General features: G+C 75.0%; 20 protein-coding genes and 1 pseudogene. 15 read left to right on the forward strand and 6 right to left on the reverse strand.

Annotated elements, in window-relative coordinates:
• A partial coding sequence (locus AB0C69_RS18820; protein ID WP_360354994.1) for a LuxR C-terminal-related transcriptional regulator occupies window positions 1-184 on the forward strand: 184 nt, incomplete at its 5' end.
• Window positions 185-239: 55 nt separating this feature from the next.
• On the opposite strand, the gene AB0C69_RS18825 is transcribed toward AB0C69_RS18820, so the two are convergent.
• Window positions 240-833 (reverse strand): TetR family transcriptional regulator, encoded by a 594-nt coding sequence (locus tag AB0C69_RS18825; RefSeq protein ID WP_345182951.1) that lies wholly within the window; start codon window positions 831-833, stop codon window positions 240-242.
• 103 nt (window positions 834-936) lie between these two features.
• Between AB0C69_RS18825 and AB0C69_RS18830 the strand changes: the two genes are divergently transcribed.
• From AB0C69_RS18830 to AB0C69_RS18880, 11 genes are all read left to right on the forward strand, one after another.
• Window positions 937-1,191 (forward strand): hypothetical protein, encoded by a 255-nt coding sequence (locus tag AB0C69_RS18830; protein WP_345182950.1) that lies wholly within the window; start codon window positions 937-939, stop codon window positions 1,189-1,191.
• Window positions 1,192-1,263: 72 nt separating this feature from the next.
• Window positions 1,264-1,875, forward strand: coding sequence for a hypothetical protein (locus AB0C69_RS18835; protein WP_360354997.1), 612 nt, complete (start codon window positions 1,264-1,266; stop codon window positions 1,873-1,875).
• A 125-nt stretch (window positions 1,876-2,000) separates the two neighbouring features.
• Window positions 2,001-3,086: an ABC transporter substrate-binding protein gene (locus AB0C69_RS18840; protein ID WP_360355000.1), complete on the forward strand. Its 1,086-nt coding sequence runs from the start codon at window positions 2,001-2,003 to the stop codon at window positions 3,084-3,086.
• On the forward strand, window positions 3,079-3,648 hold the full coding sequence (locus tag AB0C69_RS18845) for an iron chelate uptake ABC transporter family permease subunit (RefSeq protein WP_360355003.1): 570 nt from the start codon (window positions 3,079-3,081) through the stop codon (window positions 3,646-3,648). The genes AB0C69_RS18840 and AB0C69_RS18845 overlap by 8 nt, the downstream gene beginning before the upstream one ends.
• On the forward strand, window positions 3,585-4,637 hold the full coding sequence (locus AB0C69_RS18850; RefSeq protein ID WP_360355006.1) for an aldo/keto reductase: 1,053 nt from the start codon (window positions 3,585-3,587) through the stop codon (window positions 4,635-4,637). Before AB0C69_RS18845 ends, AB0C69_RS18850 begins: the two co-directional genes overlap by 64 nt.
• A 10-nt stretch (window positions 4,638-4,647) precedes the next feature.
• Window positions 4,648-5,499 (forward strand): SAM-dependent methyltransferase, encoded by an 852-nt coding sequence (locus tag AB0C69_RS18855; RefSeq protein WP_345182534.1) that lies wholly within the window; start codon window positions 4,648-4,650, stop codon window positions 5,497-5,499.
• Window positions 5,500-5,646: 147 nt separating this feature from the next.
• Window positions 5,647-6,558 (forward strand): zinc ABC transporter substrate-binding protein, encoded by a 912-nt coding sequence (locus tag AB0C69_RS18860; protein ID WP_345182532.1) that lies wholly within the window; start codon window positions 5,647-5,649, stop codon window positions 6,556-6,558.
• Window positions 6,555-7,223, forward strand: coding sequence for an ATP-binding cassette domain-containing protein (locus AB0C69_RS18865; protein WP_345182530.1), 669 nt, complete (start codon window positions 6,555-6,557; stop codon window positions 7,221-7,223). Before AB0C69_RS18860 ends, AB0C69_RS18865 begins: the two co-directional genes overlap by 4 nt.
• Window positions 7,220-8,107, forward strand: coding sequence for a metal ABC transporter permease (locus AB0C69_RS18870; protein WP_353835589.1), 888 nt, complete (start codon window positions 7,220-7,222; stop codon window positions 8,105-8,107). Before AB0C69_RS18865 ends, AB0C69_RS18870 begins: the two co-directional genes overlap by 4 nt.
• Before the next feature lie 188 nt (window positions 8,108-8,295).
• Window positions 8,296-9,354: a rod shape-determining protein gene (locus AB0C69_RS18875; protein ID WP_345182525.1), complete on the forward strand. Its 1,059-nt coding sequence runs from the start codon at window positions 8,296-8,298 to the stop codon at window positions 9,352-9,354.
• Between the two features lie 53 nt (window positions 9,355-9,407).
• The gene (locus tag AB0C69_RS18880) at window positions 9,408-10,346 is read left to right on the forward strand and encodes an MBL fold metallo-hydrolase (protein WP_345182523.1); all 939 of its coding nucleotides are present in this window, start codon (window positions 9,408-9,410) and stop codon (window positions 10,344-10,346) included.
• 7 nt (window positions 10,347-10,353) lie between these two features.
• Here the strand turns inward: AB0C69_RS18880 and AB0C69_RS18885 are convergent, their stop codons facing one another.
• From AB0C69_RS18885 to AB0C69_RS18900, 4 genes are read right to left on the reverse strand one after another with little or no spacing between them, the layout of a single operon-like run.
• Window positions 10,354-12,312: a hypothetical protein gene (locus AB0C69_RS18885; RefSeq protein WP_360355012.1), complete on the reverse strand. Its 1,959-nt coding sequence runs from the start codon at window positions 12,310-12,312 to the stop codon at window positions 10,354-10,356.
• Window positions 12,309-13,472, reverse strand: coding sequence for a VWA domain-containing protein (locus tag AB0C69_RS18890; RefSeq protein WP_360355015.1), 1,164 nt, complete (start codon window positions 13,470-13,472; stop codon window positions 12,309-12,311). The genes AB0C69_RS18885 and AB0C69_RS18890 overlap by 4 nt, the downstream gene beginning before the upstream one ends.
• A complete protein-coding gene (locus AB0C69_RS18895) occupies window positions 13,469-15,814 on the reverse strand; it encodes a DUF5682 family protein (RefSeq protein ID WP_360355018.1) in 2,346 nt (781 codons plus the stop codon). The genes AB0C69_RS18890 and AB0C69_RS18895 overlap by 4 nt, the downstream gene beginning before the upstream one ends.
• Window positions 15,772-16,938, reverse strand: a complete 1,167-nt coding sequence (locus tag AB0C69_RS18900) for an AAA family ATPase (protein ID WP_345182515.1) — start codon at window positions 16,936-16,938, stop codon at window positions 15,772-15,774. Before AB0C69_RS18900 ends, AB0C69_RS18895 begins: the two co-directional genes overlap by 43 nt.
• A gap of 87 nt (window positions 16,939-17,025) precedes the next feature.
• Here AB0C69_RS18900 and AB0C69_RS18905 point away from each other — a divergent pair, with 87 nt between their 5' ends.
• The 3 genes from AB0C69_RS18905 (at window position 17,026) to AB0C69_RS18915 (ending at window position 19,091) form a co-directional block, all read left to right on the forward strand.
• Window positions 17,026-17,550 (forward strand): NmrA family NAD(P)-binding protein, encoded by a 525-nt coding sequence (locus AB0C69_RS18905; protein ID WP_360355025.1) that lies wholly within the window; start codon window positions 17,026-17,028, stop codon window positions 17,548-17,550.
• Between the two features lie 91 nt (window positions 17,551-17,641).
• Window positions 17,642-18,217: a TetR/AcrR family transcriptional regulator gene (locus AB0C69_RS18910; protein ID WP_345182511.1), complete on the forward strand. Its 576-nt coding sequence runs from the start codon at window positions 17,642-17,644 to the stop codon at window positions 18,215-18,217.
• A gap of 85 nt (window positions 18,218-18,302) precedes the next feature.
• The gene (locus tag AB0C69_RS18915) at window positions 18,303-19,091 is read left to right on the forward strand and encodes an SDR family oxidoreductase (RefSeq protein WP_360355022.1); all 789 of its coding nucleotides are present in this window, start codon (window positions 18,303-18,305) and stop codon (window positions 19,089-19,091) included.
• Here the strand turns inward: AB0C69_RS18915 and AB0C69_RS18920 are convergent.
• Window positions 19,078-19,305: pseudogene (locus AB0C69_RS18920) on the reverse strand (hypothetical protein); the annotation flags it as partial. The gene AB0C69_RS18915 and the pseudogene AB0C69_RS18920 overlap by 14 nt on opposite strands.

A 19,305-nucleotide genomic window follows, 5' to 3' on the forward strand; every position in this document is an offset into this window, starting at 1 on the left:
GCGGGAGGTGCTGGCCCTGATCGGACGGGGGCTGAGCAACCAGGAGATCGGCGCCGAGCTGTTCATCAGCCCGGCGACCGCGCGCACCCACGTCAGCCGCACGATGACGAAGCTCGGAGCGCGCGACCGCGCCCAGCTGGTCGTCATCGCCTACCGGACGGGCCTGGTCACCCCCGACGCGTGACCGGGAGCCCCCTCGCCCGCCCTCATCTCGGCGACCCCGGTGACGTCCAACGCGGTCAGCCCGCGGGGTCGCCGAGACGGCGGACGATGCGGACGAGTGCGGCGCGCTGGCCGTCCGGGTCGTCGTCGAGGTCGGGCATCAGCATCCGCCGGAGCTGCGGGGTGGCGAACCACCAGCCGGCCAGGACGATGACGGAGTACAGCAGCTCCCGGGCCGCCAGCCGGGCGTCCAGGCGTCCCGACTCCTGCGCCCGGGCCAGCGCGGCGATCTTCCCGGCGTAGTGGGCGGTCCGCTCGGCCTCGGCCGCCACCGGCTCGCCCTCGGTGGTGTGCAGGCCCTCCCAGTGCAGCAGCCGGACGAAGTGCGGGTGCGCGCGGTGGTAGTCGAAGACCTGCCCGGCGTACTCGCCCAGGTCGGAGGCCGCCTTCGCGTCCAGCGGCACGGCCTCGGCCAGGCGCTCCAGTTCCGTGGTCAGCACGATCGCGAACATCTGCCGCTTGTTGCCGAAGTAGGAGTAGATCCGTTCCTTGTTCACCCCGGCCGTCGCGGCGATCCGGTCCATGCGGGCCGCCTCGGGCCCGTGGGCGGCGAACTCGCCGACCGCGGCGTCCAGGATGAGCCGCTTGGTCCTCGCGGTGTCCCATGCCATGCCCGGAGCCTACCGCAGATTCCAACTAGCGAGTTGGAATCTGCGGCCGGGCGTGGTTAACTCCAACTCGCAAGTTGGATTTACCGGACCACCAGGAGACGCCATGCCATCCGTCCGCACCCCCGCCCCCGCCGTCGCGGCCCCCTCGATCCACCTGCGCGCCCTGTTCACCTGGCTGGCCGTGTACCTCATGATCATGGCCACGCAGATGCTGCTGGGCCCCCTGCTCGGATCGCTCTCGCTGCCGCTCCGGACTCTCGTGGTGACCGGCGTGGTCGTGCCCACCGTCGTGTACGCGCTCGTGCCCGCGATCCTGCGCGCCTACGGCGCGCTGCGCCGCCGCGGCTCCCGCGCCTAGCGGCGTGAGGAGGACGACACCCGGCCGAGGTCGCCCGATCCGTCCGTTCCCGTGTGGGAGTATCCCCACCAGATGGGTCCATGGTCGATGGTGCGCTGGGTGCGCGCGGCGGGCTTCGCCGCCGCGTGCGCCGGGCTGGCCGCGCTCGGGCACCTGGCCGGCGGCGGCGGCTTCGACCGGGCGGCGACGCTGGCCGGGTTCCTGCTCGTGCTCGGCCCCGCGCTGGCGCTGACCGGCCGGGAGCGGACCTTCGCGTCGATCGTGCCCGCCACCGCCGCTTCGCAGGTCGTCCTGCACGTCCTGCTCATGCGCGCCGCAGGGCATCCGCTGGCGGCGGCCCGGCCGGACGCCGCCGCCATGGACGGCGGCGCGGAGCCGATGGCCCACGGCGGCGGTCCCGGTCTGGCGATGCTGCTCATGCACGCGGTGAGCGTGCTGGTCACGTCCGCCTGGCTGGAGTGGGGCGAGGCGCGGCTGTGCGCGCTCGTCCGGGTCCTGGCCGGCTGGGTCCTGCGACCGCTGGTGCTCCTGCTCGCGGTCGCGGCCGGACGATCCCCCGGCCTTCCGCGGCCCGTGCCGCGCGGCCGCTCCGATGAGCGGGCTCCGGCCCGGGACGCCCTCCGGTACGCCGTGGCCCGTCGCGGGCCTCCCGGGACGACCACCGCCCTGGGCGCCACCGCGTGAACCACTGATCTCCCACCGCTCTCAGGGCGACGCATGTCGCCGGGCCCGGCACGACGCCGCCCGGATGTCCTCCGCATCCCTCCCGAGGAGCCGCCGACGGCTCCCGCTGGAAAGAGAGCACGCCCATGAACCGTCCCCTCCTTTCGCGCGCCCTCGCGGCGGCGATGTCCACCGCGCTGGTGGCGGCGCCGGCCGCCGCGTGCGGCGGCTCCCCCGCCGGCCCCGGCCCGGACGCGGCGTCCGCGACCGGACCGGCCCGCAGGACGTCCTATCCCCTGTCGTTCGACAACTGCGGGACCAGGGTCGCCTTCGCGCGGCCGCCGCGGCGGGTGCTGATCCTCAACGGCACCTCGGTCGGCGAGGTGGAGAGCTTCCTGATGCTCGGCCTGGAGAAGAGCGTCCTCGCCAACGCCCAGACCTACGGCGTGTCCGACGACCCGTCCATGATCGGCCGGATCCGGGCGCTGCCGACCGGCGGGCTGACGATGAACAGGAACTTCGACGTCCCCGCCGAGCAGGTGCTGAGGCTCAAGCCCGACCTCGTGGTCTCCACCTGGTCGGGAGGCTTCGACGCCAAGCGCGGGTTCGCCACCCGGGAACAGCTCGCCGCCGCGGGGATCCCGTCGCTGGTCAACCCGGTCAACTGCGCCAACGGCAAGCCGGACGCCACCGAGGCGGAGAAGCGGGCGTACCGGGCGCAGTCGATCAACTCCTCGCTGGAGTTCATGGCGCTGCTCGGCCGGATCTTCGACGTCCAGCAGCGCGCCCTGACGGTGATCTCCGGGCTGCGGGCCCGTGTCGAGGCCGTGCGCGCGAGGACGGCCGGCCGGCCCGCCAAGAGGGTCGTCATCGCCTACCCGGGCATGTCCATGATGAACGCCAACGGCCTGCCCGCCGTGATGACCGGAGGCGTCTACGACGACGTCATCCGGGCGGCCGGAGGGGTCAACGCGTTCTCCGGGCGCGGTGAGGACGCCACCCGCACCCTCAACAAGGAGCAACTCGCCACCGCCCGGGTGGACGTCCTGGTGGTCGGGCTGTTCACCCCGGAGGAGAAGGGCGACGCCGAGGCCGCGAAGCTGTTCGCCGCCTACCCGCAGTGGAACGCCTCCAAGACCCGGACGTACACGGTCGTCTCCGACAGCGTCTACCTCGGCCCCCTCAACGCCCTGGGCGTCGAGAAGATCGCCAAGGTGATCGGCGATGCCTGACACCCTCACCCGCGAGGCTCCGGCCCGGGCGCGCGGGCCGCATCTCGTCTCCGGCGCCGGCACCGGCGTCCTGCTGGCCGCGCTCGGCGCCGCCCTGGTCGCGTCCATGGTGCTCGGCATCTCGGTGGGCTCGGTGAACCTTCCGTTCGGGACGGTGTGGAGCGTTCTGTGGGCCCACCTGTCCGGGCGCGGCGACAGCGCCGACCCGCTCCTCGGCCAGGTCGTCTGGGACATCCGCACGCCCCGCGTGCTGCTGGCGGCGCTGTCGGGCGCCGGCCTGTCCGTCGCGGGCGCGGCGCTCCAGGCCCTGGTCCGCAACCCGCTCGCCGACCCCTACGTCCTCGGCGTCTCCTCCGCGGCCTCCCTCGGGGCCGTGCTCGTGCCCGCGCTCGGCGGCACCGCCCTCGGCGGCGCGACCGGCGCGCTGGGCGTGACCGGCGCCGCCTTCGCCGCCGCCCTGCTGGTGAACACGGCCGCCAGGTGCTTTGGTGGATCCCCATGGAGTACACCCAGCTCGGCCGTACCGGCCTCAAGGTCAGCCGCGTGGTGCTCGGCACGATGAACTTCGGCCCGTTCACCGAGGAGCCCGACGCCCACGCGATCATGGACGCGGCGCTGGACGCGGGGATCAACTTCTTCGACACCGCGAACGCCTACGGGTGGGGCGCGAACAAGGGCCGCACCGAGGAGATCATCGGCTCCTGGTTCGCCCGGGGCGGCGGGCGCCGCGAGAAGACCGTCCTCGCGACGAAGGTCTACGCCGACATGGCGGCGCCGGACGAGCCCTGGCCGAACCGGGGCGGGCTGTCCGCGCTGCACATCCGCCAGGCCGCCGAGGCGTCCCTGAGGCGGCTCGGGACCGACCACATCGACCTGTACCAGTTCCACCACATCGACCGGTCGACGCCGTGGGAGGAGATCTGGCAGGCGATCGACGTCCTCGTCCAGCAGGGCAAGGTGCTGTACGCCGGGTCGTCCAACTTCCCCGGCTGGGGCATCGCGCAGGCCAACGAGGCGGCCGCCCGCCGCGGCTCGCTCGGCCTGGTCAGCGAGCAGTGCCTGTACAACCTCGTCGAACGGCGCGCCGAGATGGAGGTCGTCCCGGCGGCGCGGGCCTACGGGCTCGGGGTGATCCCCTGGTCGCCGCTGCACGGCGGGGTGCTCGGCGGCGTCCTGCGCAAGGAGCGCGACGGGGACGGCTCCCGGTCCCGGTCGGGCCGCGCCGCCGAGATGCTGAACGACCCGGCGGAACGGGCGCGCGTCCAGGCCTACGAGGACCTGTGCGGCGAGCACGGTCTGGAGCCGGGCGACGTCGGCCTCGCCTGGCTCCTCACCCGCCCGGGCGTGACGGGCCCGATCGTCGGCCCGCGCGTGCGCGAGCAGCTCGACTCCGCCGTCCGCGCCGCCGCGCTGGAGCTTCCGGAGGAGTTCCTGTCCGCCCTGGACGAGATCTTCCCCGGCCCGGGCCCCGTGCCGGAGGCGTTCGCCTGGCTGACCCGCCGCCGCGGTCCGGAACGCGGAGAACCCCCGCCCCGGGCCGCGGCGGGGTAGCGTTCCCCCTGTGAACGATCAAGACAGGCCGTCCCTGGCGGACATCCCCCACGACGTCCCGACGTCCGCCCGCGCCTACGGCTGGCTGCTCGGCGGCAAGGACAACTACGAGGTCGACCGGCAGTTCATCCGGGCGCAGCTGGAGCACCACCCCGCCGGGCTCGACATCACCCGGCAGAACCGCCTGTTCCTGTACCGCGCCGTCCGGTACCTGGCCGCCGAGGCGGGGATCCGCCAGTTCATCGACATGGGCTGCGGCCTGCCGACCGACGCGAACGTGCACCAGGTCGCCCGCGACTTCGCGCCGGACGCGCGCGTCGTCTACGTGGACATCGACCCGATCGTCCTCGCCCACGGCAGGGCCCTGCTGGCCGGCGACTCCTCGACCACGGTCATCCAGGGCGACATGCGCGACCAGGACACCATCCTGGAGGACCCCGAGGTCAAGCGGCTGATCGACTTCGACGAGCCGGTCGCGACCCTGTTCCTGTCGGTCGGCCACCACCTGCCCGACGCCGACGACCCCCGCCGCGTGCTGCGCACGATCATGGACCGGGCCGCGCCGGGCAGCCACCTGACCTTCTCCCAGGTCGCCTGCGACGACCCGGTGCGCAGCGCCGAGATGACCGCGCAGGTCACCGGGGCGGGCATCCCGTGGCAGACGCGGACGCCCGCCGAGATCGACGCGCTGCTGTCGGACTTCGACCCCGTCGAGCCGGGCCTGTGCAACCTGGTCGACTGGCGCCCGCTGGACGTGCAGCCGCCGCTCGCCCCCGTGCCGCCCGAGCTGGAGCGGTACGAGGGCGCCTCCAAGCTGGACCGCGGCATCTACGAGTACGGCGGGGTACTGCGCAAGCGCTAGAACGACCGCCTCGAAGGCCGCCGTCCCGGAACCGGGACGGCGGCCTTCTGCGTGCGGGGGCGTTGCCGAGGCGGCAAGGAAACGGGACCAAAGGGGCGAGTCATGTTAAGTTGCCACTGAAAATCGTTTTCATTTTCAGGAGCTTCCATGATGTCTGCTCAGCGCGCCCGCGTCCTCGGGGCCGGCGCCGCCCTCACCCTCGCGTCGCTCGGGGCCGCCGCCTGCGGGTCGTCCTCCGGCGCCGGGGCCGCGGAGGCGGTCTCGGTCGTGGCCTCGACCAACGTGTACGGGGACATCGCCCGCCAGATCGGCGGGGACCGGGTGAAGGTGACCTCGTTCATCAGCGACCCCGCGCAGGACCCGCACTCCTTCGAGGCGGGGACGCGCACCAGGCTCGCGCTGTCCAGGGCCGGTGTGGTCATCGAGAACGGCGGCGGCTACGACGACTTCATGGAGACGCTGCTGAAGGGGTCCGGTTCCAAGGCCCGGGTGCTCAACGCCGTCCAGATCTCCGGGAAGACCGCTCCGGCCGGCGAGGAGCTGAACGAGCACGTCTGGTACGACCTTCCCTCCGTCGCGCTGCTGGCCGACCGGATCTCCGCCGCGCTCGCCGAGGCCGACCCCGAGGACGCGCGGACGTTCGCGGCGAACGCCGCCGCCTTCAAGGCGAGGCTGAAGACGCTGGAGGGGAAGGCGGCGGCGGTCAGGGCCGCGCATTCCGGCGACGGCGTGGCGGTCACCGAGCCCGTCCCGGGCCACCTGCTGGACGCGGCCGGGCTGGTCGACCGGACGCCGGAGGAGTTCGCCGAGGCGGTCGAGGAGGGGGACGACGTCCCGCCGCGGGCGCTGCGCGACACGCTGGCGCTGCTCACCGGCCGGAAGGTGCGGGCGCTCGTCGTGAACGTGCAGACGAGCGGCCCGGAGACCGCCAAGGTGCGCGAGGCGGCCCGCGAGGCGGGCGTGCCGGTGGTGCCGGTCACCGAGACCCTGCCGGCCGGCCGGGACTACGTCGCCTGGATGGACGGCACCATCGCCGCGCTCGCGAAGGCGCTCTCGTGATCGCCCTGCGCGGCGCGACCCTGGCCTACGGCGAGCGGACCCTGTGGCGCGGGCTGGACCTCGACGTGCGGCCCGGCGAGTTCCTCGCCGTCGTCGGCTCCAACGGGTCGGGGAAGACCAGCCTGCTCAGGGTGCTGCTCGGGCTCCAGCGGCTGTCGTCCGGCACGGTCGCGGTGGACGGGCGCCGCCCCCGGCGGGGCAGCGACGCCGTCGGCTACGTCCCGCAGCACCGGGCCGTCCCGCCGCACACCCCGCTGCGCGCCCGCGACCTCGTGCGGCTCGGCGTCGACGGCCACCGCTGGGGGCCCTGGCGACCGCGCCGGGACGCGCGCCGCCGGGTCGAGGCCGTCCTCGCCGACGTGGGCGCCGCCGCGTTCGCCGACGTCCCGGTCGAACTCCTGTCGGGCGGGGAGCTGCAGCGCGTGCGCATCGCGCAGGCCCTGGCCACCGGTCCGCGCGTCCTGCTGTGCGACGAGCCGCTGGCCTCGCTGGACGCTGAGCACCAGCGCGTCGTCGCCGGACTCGTGGACCGGCTCCGCCGCGACCACGGCACCGCCGTCGTGTTCGTCACGCACGAGATCGACCCGATCCTCCCCTTCGCCGACCGGTACCTCGACCTGGGCGCCGCCCGCGAAGCCCGAAGTTCCCGCCAGGAGACGGCATGAGCTGGCAAGAGGCCTGGCACGAGATCTTCAACTTCCGGGACTACGGGGCGCTGCTCGGGCTCGTGCGCAACTCGCTCGTCGCGGGGGCCGTGCTCGGACTGGTCGGCGGGCTCGCCGGGACGTTCGTCGTGATGCGCGACCTGGCGTTCGCCGTGCACGGCATCAGCGAGCTGTCGTTCGCCGGCGCGGCCGCCGCCCTGCTGGCCGGGGCGAGCGTGGCGGGCGGTTCGATCGCGGGGGCCCTGGTGGCCGCCGGCCTGATCGGGGTGCTCGGCGCGAAGGCGCGCGACCGCGGCTCGGCCATCGGCGTGCTGATGCCGTTCGGGCTGGGGCTCGGCGTGCTGTTCCTGTCGCTCTACCAGGGCCGGTCGGCCAACAAGTTCGGGCTTCTCACGGGGCAGATCGTCGCGATCGATACGCCGCGACTGTCGTGGCTGCTCGCGACGTCGGCGGTGGTGCTGGCGTGCCTCGCGGTCATGTGGCGCCCGCTGGCCTTCGCGAGCCTGGACCCGGACGTGGCGGCGGCGCGGGGCGTGCCGGTGCGGGCGCTGTCGCCGGCCTTCCTGCTGGTGCTCGGCCTCGCGGTGGCCGTGTCCGTGCAGGTCGTGGGCGCGCTGCTGGTGCTCGCGCTGCTCTGCACTCCGGCCGCGGCGGCGGTGCGGGTCACCGCGTCGCCGGTGCTGGCGCCGCTGCTGAGCGCGGCGCTGGCGACGGTGTCGGTGCTGGGCGGCATCCTGCTGTCGATCGGGTCCAGCATTCCGATCAGCCCGTACGTCACCACGATCTCGTTCCTGCTGTACGGGGCGTGCCGGGCGGCGGGCGCCGTCCGGACCCGGCGCGGGTGGGGGGCGCGGGGCGCGCGCCCCGGCACCGTCCCTACATGATCTTTTGGCGCCCGCCCGGGATTGCGTCCCGGGCGGGCGCCGCACCGCGCATCGCGTTCCGGACATGTCGGATCCCAGATCACCAGGTCGTTGCGATTCGCTTACCCGGGCGTGGGCATCGCCGCAGGCCGCACGGGAATCGAACCATCTGGACTCTTGCGGCGAACAGGGCGATTGGGAGGGACGCGATGTGGGATTTCGCGGGCCGGGACACCGCTATCGACCTGGGCAGCGCGACCGTGCGGATGCATGTGAAGGGCCGCGGCGTCGTCTGCCGCGAACCGTCGCTGCTCGCACGCTCCCGCGACACCGGGCGCATCCTCGCCCTCGGCGTCCCGGCACGGGAGATGGCCGGGCGCAACCCCGACGTCACGCTCGTACGGCCCATCCGCGAAGGCGCGCCGACCGAGACCGACGAGGCCGAGTACCTCATGCGGCACCTGGTGCGCCGCCACCACCGGCGGCACTACACCGCGCGGCCGCGCCTGGTCGTCACGGTCCCGAGCGGGCTGACCTCCGTCCACTACCGGGCGCTGCAGTTCTCCGCCTACCAGGCGGGCGCGCGCCGGCTCACGCTCGTGCCGACGCCCATCGCCGCCGCCATCGGCATGGGCATGACCTCCTGCGGGCGGCCCGACATCACGGTGATCGCCGACATCGGCGCGGAGGTCACCGACGTGGGCGTCATCGCGTTCGGCGGCCTGGTCACCTCGCACACCGCGCACATCGGCGGGTCGACGCTGGACCGCGCCATCGCCGCGCTCGTCCGCCAGGAGCACGGCATCGCGCTGTCGCAGGCGGCGGCGGAGGCGGCCAAGCTGGAGGTCGGCGCGGTGCCGCCGCTCGGCCGCCGCCCGGTGCGGCAGACCGTCGTGCACGGGCGCGACATCGCGACGGGCATGCCGCGCGGCGTCGTCCTCACCACCGCGGACGTCGCCCGCGCGATCACCGGCCCGGTGGCGCGGATCGTGGACGCGATCGGCGCCGGGCTCGCCGGCTGCTCGCCCGAGATCTCCGGCGACCTGCTCGGCGTCGGCATCACGCTCACCGGCGGCAGCGCCCGGCTGCCCGGCCTGGAGCGACTGATCCGGGACCGGACGGGGCTCGGCGCGCGGGTCGGGGACGACACCGGCGACGCGGCCGTGCTCGGCGCCGGGGAGGTGCTGCGGTCCGCCGGGTCGCGGGAGCCGTCGGCCCGCGAGTCCTCACCGCGCCCGCACCTGCTGACGACCCTGGCGGAGTACTGACCGCGGCCCGCCGCGGCCGGCGGCCGCGCGCCCGGCGCCGGTTACACTTCCCCATGAGCGACGCACCCGACCGCGAGGGGCCGGGGAGCCCGCGGCTGCAGGAGGTCTCCGACGGGATCTTCGCCTACCTCCAGCCCGACGGCACCTGGTGGATCAACAACGCCGGCTTCCTCGCGGGCGCGCGGGGGGTGACGAGCGTCGACTCCTGCTCGACCGAGCGCCGCACCCGCGCCTACCTGGAGTCGATCCGGTCGGTCACGGACCGTCCCGTCCGGACGCTGGTCAACACCCACCACCACGGCGACCACACCTTCGGCAACTACCTGTTCTCCGGGGCGACCGTCGTCGGCCACGAGGGCACGCGGGAGGGCGCGCTCAGCTGGGGCCCGCCGTTCGACGAGCCGTTCTGGACGAAGGTCGACTGGGGCGCCGTCGAGATCGAGCCGCCGTTCCTCACCTACACCGACGGCCTGACCCTGTGGGTGGACGACCTGCGCTGCGAGGTCCGGCACGTCGGGACGCCCGCGCACACCACCAACGACTCCATCGTCTGGATCCCCGAGCGGCGGGTGCTGTTCTGCGGCGACCTGCTGTTCAACGGCGGCACCCCGTTCCTGATGCAGGGCTCGGTCGCGGGCGCGGTCAAGGTCCTGGAGGAGGTCGTCGCGCCGCTGGGCGCGGAGACGATCGTCCCCGGGCACGGGCCCGTCGCCGGTCCCGAGCTCATCGACCGGGTGCTCGGCTACGCGCGGTTCGTCCAGGCGACCGCCGCGGAGGCCCGGCAGGCCGGGCTGGCGCCGCTGGAGGCCGCCCGCGAGACCGACCTCGGCCCGTACGCGGAGCTGACCGACCCCGAGCGCCTCGTGGGCAACCTGCACCGCGCCTACGCCGAACTGGACGGGCAGCCGCCCGGGGCGCCGATCGACCTGGTCGCCGCCCTCGGCGACATGGTCGCCCTCAACGGGGGCCGCCCGCTCACCTGCCGCGCGTAGCGGCGCGTCAGCGCAGCTCGGCCGCGGTGACCAGGCGGATGTGGGCGGTGGCCCAGGCGCGGGTCATGCCCTCCGGGTCGTCGGCCGCGAGCGCCGCGGTGAGGGCGGCGAGCGTCCCGGCGCAGGTGCGCAGGCCGACGCGCTCCAGCGTCGCGCCCGCGCGGACGAGGCGTTCCCGCACGCCGGACGGCAGGCGCAGGAGACCGCGGTGGGCCGCCTGAGCGCAGGCGGCGAGCGCCTCCTCCAGGGCGTCGCCGAGCGGGTCCGGCACGGCCTGGGGCGGGGACCCGAGGGCGGCGGTGCCTTCGCCGGGAGCCAGGTCGGGGACGACGGGACCGCCGGCGGTCAGCACGGCCAACGGGTCGATGACGAGGCCCCCCCGGTCCCTGCGGACGGCGCCCGACACGAACCGGGGCTCGGTCGCGAGCGCGTCGGCCAGGGCGTCCAGGGCGGCGGGCCGGTGGGGGCTGTAGTCGGCGGAGACGACGGCCGGGACGCCCGCCGCGTCGGCGACCACGGCCTCCAGCCGCTGCGCCCCGGGGCGGTAGCCGATGTGGCGGACCTCGGCGATCTCGACGACGCGGACGAGCTCCGCCTCCACGCGGGGCCGCACGAGCCGAGGCGGGAGCGCGTCCAGGGCCCGCCCCTCGGCGGCCAGGTCGCGCACCAGCAGCCCGGCGGGCAGGCCCTCCCAGGCGTCGCCGAGCGGGGTGACCGTCGTCTTCGCGATCCGCCCGGAGGTGACCCGGACGACCCGCCCCGCGCTGCGCGAGGCGCTCTCGGACACGACGTTCGCGGCGGCGAGGGACCGCAGCGGCGCCCCGAGGACGCGGCGCCCGGCCAGGTCGGCGCCGGTGAGCCGGTCGCCGTCCGGGACGTCCCAGCGCCGCTTCAGCACCAGGACGACGCCGGTGGCGGTGTGCGCGAGGTAGACGTCGGCGGTGCGGGCCGCGGGCGTGCCGCCAACGCGGCAGCCGAGGGCGGCGAGGCGGACGCGGCGCAGCGGCGTGTCCGCCGCCTCCTGCGTGCCGAGCACCTGGGAGCGGGCGGCGCCGCCGCGCGCCGCGCGGTACCGGGCGTGGACCTCGGCGAGGAGCTCCGCGACGCGCGCCGGGTCGTGGTCGGCGCGGCGGTCGTGGTGGGCGGCGAGCTGCCCGGCCAGGTCGCCGAGCGCGGCGGCGGGCCAGTGCAGGCCGGACGCCGCCAGGTCGGCGGCGGTGCGTTCCAGCGCGGTCGCGAGGACGGGCCCGGTGTGCGCCGCGCCCTCCAGCAGGACCTGGTCGGCGAGGTCGAGCGCGGCGTCGAGGCCGTCGCCGCCGGCCCCGGCCGAGCCGCCGACCTCCAGCCGGATCTCCTCGCCCTCCAGGCCGCGCTCGTCGGCGGCGCGGAACGCCCAGACGGCCAGCACCGTGACCTCGCCGCGCACCGCCGCCACCGCGTCGGTGTGGACGTAGCCGAGCTCCCCCGGCACCAGGAACCGGACCGTGCAGGTCTGGAGCTCCACCTGCGCCACCGGCTCCCGCGCGGTGGGGCGGCGGATCTTCGCCGAGTACCCGGTGCGGAGGGCGCGGCGCGCGGCGGTGAGGGCGCGCCGCCCGAGGACGCGGGCGAGCGCGTCGTCGTCGAAGGCCCCCGGCGACCAGCCGGGCCCCGGCTCCTGAGCCTCGGGCGCCTCGGGCGCCTCCGGTGCGGCGGCGGTCCGCTGGTAGGCCAGGACGAGGCAGATCCGGTGGCGGCACGTGCCGGTCGCCGCGCAGGAGCACCGCGCGGCCTCCAGCCCCGCCCCGGCGGGCAGGGACGCCGTGGTGCCGTCGGGGAAGGCGCCGTCGACCCCGCCGTCCGGGGAGACGGTGATCTCGGGGCCGGCGCCGGCGTCCAGATCCTTGGCGGCGCGCTTGACCAGGCCGCGGTTGGCGAGGGCGGCGAGCGCGTCCGGGGTCAGCGCGAGCAGGTCGGCGCGGGTCACCGGCCGATCCGTTCCGCGACGAACTCGGCGAGCTGCCCCGGCGTCATCGCGCCGACGTGGGCGCCCTCGTCGGCGAGGCGCTGCGCCGTCCTCCGGTCGTAGGAGGGGTTGGCCGCCTCGTCGAGCGCCGCCAGCCCGAGCACGTGCGTGCCCTGCTGGACGAGCCGCCGCACCTCCTCGACGAGCCGGTGCTCGCTCCCGCCCTCGTAGAAGTCGGTGATGACCGCGACGATCGCGCGGCGGGGGTTCTCCACCAGGCCGGCCCCGTAGGCCACGGCCCGGCCGATGTCGGTCCCGCCGCCCAGCTGCACCTTCATCAGCAGCTCGGCCGGGTCCGTCACGTCGGAGCTGAGGTCGACGACGGAGGTGTCGAACGCGACGAGGTGCGTCTTGAGGCCGGGCAGCCCCCACAGGCACGCGGCGGTGACGGCGGCGTGCACCACGGACCCGACCATGGACCCCGACTGGTCGACGAGCAGGATCATCTGCCACTGCTCGACGTGCCGCCTGGTCCGGGACACGAACCTCGGGTTCTCGATGTAGAGGCGGCGCTCGTCCGGGCGGTAGTGGGCGAGGTTGGCGCGGACGGTGCCGTGGAAGTCGAAGTTGCGGGAGTTCTTCACGCGGCTGGGCCGCCGCGAGCGGGTGCCGTGGAACGCCTGCCGGACCTCGGTGGCCAGCCGCTCCATCAGCTGCCGGACGACGGCCTCCACGATCCGGCGGGCCAGCGCGAGGACCTCGGGGTTCATCAGGTGCTTGGTCCGCAGGACGGCGCGCAGCAGCGCCTCGTCCGGCTCGATGCGCTCCAGGACGGCCGGGTCGGTGACGATCTCGTGGATCTCGTACCGCTCGACGGCGTCGCGTTCGAGCCGCTCGATCGTCTCCTTGGGGAACAGCCGGTGCACGGCGTCGAGCCAGTCGACGGTGGTGAGCTGGGACGGCCCGGTCCCGCCGGTGCGGTCGTCGGACCGGACGGGCTCGCCGTCGCCGTTCCTTCCGGCGCCGCGCCGCACGCCGCGCCTGGCGAGCTCGGGGTCGCGCCCGTACAGCCAGCCGAGCGCCGCGTCCCGTTCGGCGGCCCCGCCGTCCAGCGCGCCCGTGCACGGCTCGGCGGGCGCGCCGAGGACGAGCCGCCAGCGTTCCAGGTCAGGCGGGATCACGATGTCCCCTCCTCGGTCGAAGGCAGGCTTCCCGCGTCCGCCGCGAGGCCCGCCGCCGCGAGGGCCTTGTCCACGCGGGCGTCCAGCGCGAGGGCCTCGGCGGTGAGCAGCGGCGCTTCCGGCGCGCGCAGCAGCGCGCGGGCGGAGCCGCGAAAGTCGCGCCGGTCCAGCAGCCCCTGGGCGATGGCGGCGCGCTCGCGGGGCGGGAAGAACTCGAACGCCTGCCGCAGCGCGGGCAGCGCGATGAGGAAGTCCTCCTCGCTCAGGCCGCCGACCAGCTCGTCCAGGACGCCGAGAAGGGCGGCGCCCGGGTCGAGCACCTCCTGCCTGGCCAGCGCGAACAGCCCGGCGAGCCAGTCGCCGAACGTCGCCGGGACCGCCGCTCCGCGCATCGCCCGGGCCGGGTCGGAGGCGTCGCCGAGGACGCGGGCGAGCCCGAACGCGGCGCCGCGCAGGTCGGGCGGGGCGCCGGATCCGGCGGCGACGCGGCGGGCGACGCCGAGCGCCGCGGCCCGGTCGAGGCGCAGCGCGCCGGAGGCGTGCAGGAGCGCGTCGCGGACGGCGGCGAGGGCGCGCAGCCGGCGCAGGTCGGCGGGCGCGGGACCGCCGCGCACGCCCTCGGCCAGCCACAGGATCCGGTCGGCGCACTCCTCGACGACCGTGCCGAACAGCGGGCTGCCGGCCGTGCCGAGGACGCGGTCGTGCCGCCACAGCCCGAGGACGGATTCGAGCGCGGCCCCGAGCGCGGCGATGTCGGAGGCGCCCGCGATCCCGGCGGAGATCGACTCGGCGATCCGGCCGGACTGGTCGGCGCAGCCGCACAGCGCCGCGTCGAACAGCACGGCGGCGAGTCCCTCCATGTCGGCGCCCGCGGCGTCCATCCGCTCGTCCAGGGCGGCCGCCGCGGCGTCGGCCAGCGTGGGCCCGTAGGCGCCCGCCTCGATGAGCGCGGCGTGGCGGCGGCCGTCGCGGTCGGCGGCGTCCAGGGTCCAGCGCTCCTCCAGCTCCGGGTCGGCGCCCGTGGCGGGGCCGGACTCGCGCTCGGCGAAGGGGATCCGCAGGACGCGCAGGCGGTGCAGCGCCCGGCTCCGCTCCAGCCCGCGCGGGGTCGTCAGCTTCAGCACGACCGGGCCGCCGCGGTCGAGCCCGAGGCGCGCCAGCTCGGCCGTCGCGTTCCCCACGAGCGGCGGGGCGGGCGTGTCGGCGTGCAGGCGCCCGGTCCGGTCGCCGCTCAGCGCGTCCACCATCTCGGCGACGGCCGGGTGCGCCCCCGGCGCGAGCGCGCCGCGGGAGGTCCACGGGAGCCGCTGGTCGAGGTCGTCGTTGACCAGCGCGGACACCAGGCCGTCGAGCAGGTCGGTGCGGGCCGGCGCGGGGTGGCCGCGCAGGCGGGTGAGGCCGGCGGTGAGGGTCCGCGCGGCGATCAGGTCGGAGGTCGACACGACCTGCCCCCGCCCGCGCAGCCGGGCCACGACCGTCTCCACCAGCGCCCCGGCCGCCGCGTCGGGGCCGTCCTCCCAGAGCCGCTGGTAGTACTCGGGCGACGGCATGCCCGACTGGTAGCCGGTGAACGCGTCGAGGCGCCGGAACGAGTACGGGACGAGGAAGCTGCCGCCGGTGGAGTCGCCGGGCGGCTCGGGCACGCGGGGCCACGCCGTGCCGCCGGACGCGGCGAGCGCTTCGAGGGCCGGCTTGTGGAATCCGCCGGTCACCACGACGACGGGGCGGTCTCCGGCGTCGGCCTCGGCGGCCCGCACCCATTCCGCCATGTAGGACTCGCGGGCGGCGTCGTCCTCCCCGGCCTCCGCCTCGCCCCGCACGAGCCCGAAGTACGCGTCGAGCCGCTCCGCCGTGTTCTCCGCGTCGATCTCGAACAGGTGGTCCCAGAGGATGTCGGTGTTGTCGACGGCGAACTCCCGGCACAGCCGCCCGGTCACCTCGGCGTAGCGGCGCTCGGCGTCGGCGTAGCGGTTGCTCCGCCCGGCGAACGCCGGGTGCCAGGCGGGCAGGTCGATGAACCGCAGCTCCGCACCGGCGGCCCGGCCCTCGTTCAGCGCGACCCACTCCGGGGAGTAGGCGCAGAACGGCGACCAGGACGCGTGCACGCGCTCGTCGTCGCGGTAGTAGCTGAAGACCGCGACGGGCGGCTCGTGGCCGAGGAGCAGCTCGCCGATTCGGTCGCCGAAGTCGGCGGGCCCCTCCACCAGCACGTACGCGGGCCGCAGCCGCCGGATCGTCTCCCGGACGAGGCGGGCGCAGGCGGGGCTGTGGTGCCGGACGCCGACGAACGTGGCGGCCATCAGCCGGGCAGCAGGTGCCGGGCGGCGTGCAGCGCCTTCCACTGCTCCCCGTCGCGGCGGGGAGCCTGCTGCTCCAGGTAGCGGCGCAGCCGGGCCAGGTCCTCGGGGTTGTCCTTGGCGGCGGTGCCGGCGAGGCACTCGACGATGTCGGCGGCCCCGCCCTCCTCGCCGCGCAGGAACCAGCCGCGCACCCCGACCTGGTGGGCGACCGAGACCGCCTCGGCGGTGCTCATCACCGCCGACAGCCGGTCCATCGACCGGCCCTCCTCGGTGGTGGCGTCGCGCAGTTCCCGGAACACGGTGACGAGCACTTCGAGGACGTCCCGGCGCGGCGCGACCTCCACCCCGCTGTGCTCCAGCAGCCGCCCCGCCTCCTGCTCGACCAGCTCCAGCTCGGTCGCGAAGTCGGCGATCGGGAACACGGTCTCGAAGTTGAACCGCCGCTTGAGCGCGGCGCTCATCTCGTTGACGCCGCGGTCGCGGGTGTTGGCGGTCGCGATGATGTTGAAGCCGTCGCGGGCGAACACCATCGCGTCCGCGCTCTGCCCCCCGTGGGACGAGGGCGCCCCGCTCCCGCCGGAGGCCGCGCGGGACAGCTCCGGGATCGCCAGGACGCGGTCGGACAGCGGCGACAGCAGCGAGTCCTGCACCTCCAGCGGGCAGCGGGTGATCTCCTCGAACCGGACGACCTTGCCCTCGGCCATCCCGGTGAGCAGCGGCGCCGGGACGAGGGAGCGCGTGGAGGGCCCCTCCGAGACCAGCAGCGCGTAGTTCCACGAGTACTTGATCTGGTCCTCGGTGGTGGCGGCGCCGCCCTGGATGGTCAGCGTGGAGGTGCCGCTGACCGCCGCCGCGATCAGCTCCGACAGCAGCGACTTCGCCGTCCCGGGCTCGCCGACGAGCATCAGCCCCCGGCTGGTGGCGAGGGTGACCAGGGCCCGGTCGATGAGGGCGGTGTCGCCGACGAACTTGCGGCGGACGCCGAGCGCCTCGTCCCCGACGATGAACCGCCGCGCGGCCGTCAGGCCGAGCGCCCAGCCGGGCGGCCTCGGCCCGGTGTCGCTCTCGCGGAGCCTCTCCAGCTCGCCGGCGAACCGCACCTCCGCCGGCGGCCGCTGGTACCCCGTGTCCACGTCCTCCGGCCCCTCCGAGGGGTGATCTTCCATGCCCCAACGCTAGGGGACCCCTCGGACACTCCGCCCAAAGATAGAGATCTTCCCCGCCGGCACGGCGGATAGCATGCGCGGACGCCCATCGCCCGCCTCCACCGGCCCGCGGAGGCGGCGCTCCAGGAGTCCGGCCTGCGGTGGACGTTCCTGCGGCCGAACTTCTACATGCAGAACTTCTCCCGCCAGTTCGCCGCGTCGATCAGGTCGGCCGGCCGGTTCGCCCAGCCCCGCGCCGACGCCCCCATCAGCTTCGTCGACGTCCGCGACATCGCCCGGGTCGCCGCCCGCGTGCTCACCGCCGACGGTCATGACGGCCGCGTCCACGCCCTCACGGGCCCCGAGGCGCTGACCTACGACGCCGCCGCCGGGGTGCTCTCCCGGGTCCTGGACAGGCCGGTCCGCTTCGTCGGGCTCTCGGACGCCGACGCCCGAGCCGCCATGCTGGAACGCGGCCTGCCCGCGTTCCACGCCGACGCCCTGATCGAGGTGAGCCGCGCGTACCGGGACGGCGGCGCGGAGACCGTCACCACGACGGTCCGCGACCTCACCGGCCGCGAGCCGACGACCTTCGAGCAGTTCGTCCGCGACCACCGCTCCGCCTTCGTCTGAGCGGCCGCGGCAAGCGGCGGGCCTGAGTGGCGCCCGGCTCGCGCCGCACGAGTATTTGACCTATAGGTCAAATACTCGCTACGGTCGCGGCATGGGGAGACCGAAGGGCTTCGAACCGGACGTGGTCGTCGCGCGGGCGATGGAGACGTTCTGGACCAAGGGCTACGCCGACACGTCCCCCGCCGACCTGGCCGAGGCGACCGGAGTGGCCAAGGGCAGCCTGTACCACTCCTTCGGCTCCAAGCGCGAGCTGTTCGCCAAGGCGTTGGACCTCTACAGCCGGAGCGGCGTGGAGCTGACCGAGGAGTTCCTCTGGCGGCCGGGCACCACCAGGGAGCGCTTCCGCGCGTACTTCGCGATGCTCGTGGACATGGACCTGGACGGGCCGGTGCGCCGCGGCTGCCTGGCCCAGAACACGGTCGGCGAGCTCGGCGGGCGCGACGAGGAGGCCACCCGCGCGGTGCACCGGATGGAGGAGCGCATGATCGGGCTGTTCGCCGCCCGCATCGAGCAAGGGCAGCGGGACGGCGACGTCGACCGGGGCGTCGACGCCAAGGCGCAGGCGCTGCTCTTCCAGACCACCCTCGCCGGGCTGCGGGTCATGGCCAAGACGTTCGGCCGACCGGAGCTGTACCGGATCATCGACACCGCCCTGGCCGGCCTCTGAGGCACGACACTTCGGACGAACGCCCTTTTTACGCCCTCATTTTTGACCTCTAGTTCAAGAACTCGCTGGTTCAGAAAGGAAGATCATGGATCTCGGCATCAGCGGAAGGACCGCTCTGGTCACCGGCGCGAGTCGCGGCATCGGCCTCGCGATCGCACAGGCCCTGGCCGCGGAGGGCGTCCGGGTGGTGGGCGCCGCCCGCACCGTCACCCCCGACCTGGAGAAGGTCGCCGCCGCGGCCGTGCCCGTCGACCTGAGCACCCGCGACGGGGCGACGGCGGTCGTCGACGAGGCGCTCGCCGCGGTCGGCGGGATCGACTTCCTCGTCAACAACGTCGGCGCGGGCGACCCGGACGGGCTGACCGTCGGCGGGTTCCTCGACGTCGCCGACGAGCAGTGGCAGAGGATGTTCGATCTCAACCTGTTCAGCGCGGTGTGGACCACCAAGGCGGCGCTGCCGAGCATCCTGGAGCGCAAGGGCGCGATCGTGAACATCTCCTCGATCAACGCCCGGACGCCCACCGGCTCGCCGGTCGGCTACGCGGAGGCGAAGGCGGCGCTGGCCCTGTTCGGAAAGCGGCTCAGCGAGGAACTGGCGCCGCGCGGCGTCCGCGTGAACACCGTCTCCCCCGGCGTCGTCGCCAGCCCGCTGTGGACCGACCCGGACGGTTTCGGCGGCAAGGTGGCGGCCGCGTTCGGGATCGGCCACGACGACCTGCTCGCGGGCCTGCCCGGACAGGCCGGCATCGCCTCCGGGCGCATCACCGAACCCGAGGAGGTGGCGGACCTGGTCGCCTTCCTGCTGTCCGACCGTGCCGCCAACATCCACGGCGCCGACCACGTCATCGACGGCGGCACCCTCAAGACCGCCTGACAGAGCTCCGGGCCGCCCCTGGGGGCGTGTTCCTCAGGGCCTCGGTGAGGCGGTGGACGTCGGCCTCGGTGGTGCGCCAGTTGCTGAAGGCGGCGCGGAGCGCGGGCACCCCGGCATAGGTGGTCGGGGTGAGGAACGCCTCGTCCTTCAGGCCGGCGGCGAGGTCGGCGAGCCGCTCGGCGGTGGGGTCCCCGGCCAGCGTGAAGCACACGAC

Source organism: Actinomadura sp. NPDC048032 (assembly GCF_040653175.1).
Lineage (GTDB): Bacteria > Actinomycetota > Actinomycetes > Streptosporangiales > Streptosporangiaceae > Spirillospora > Spirillospora verrucosospora.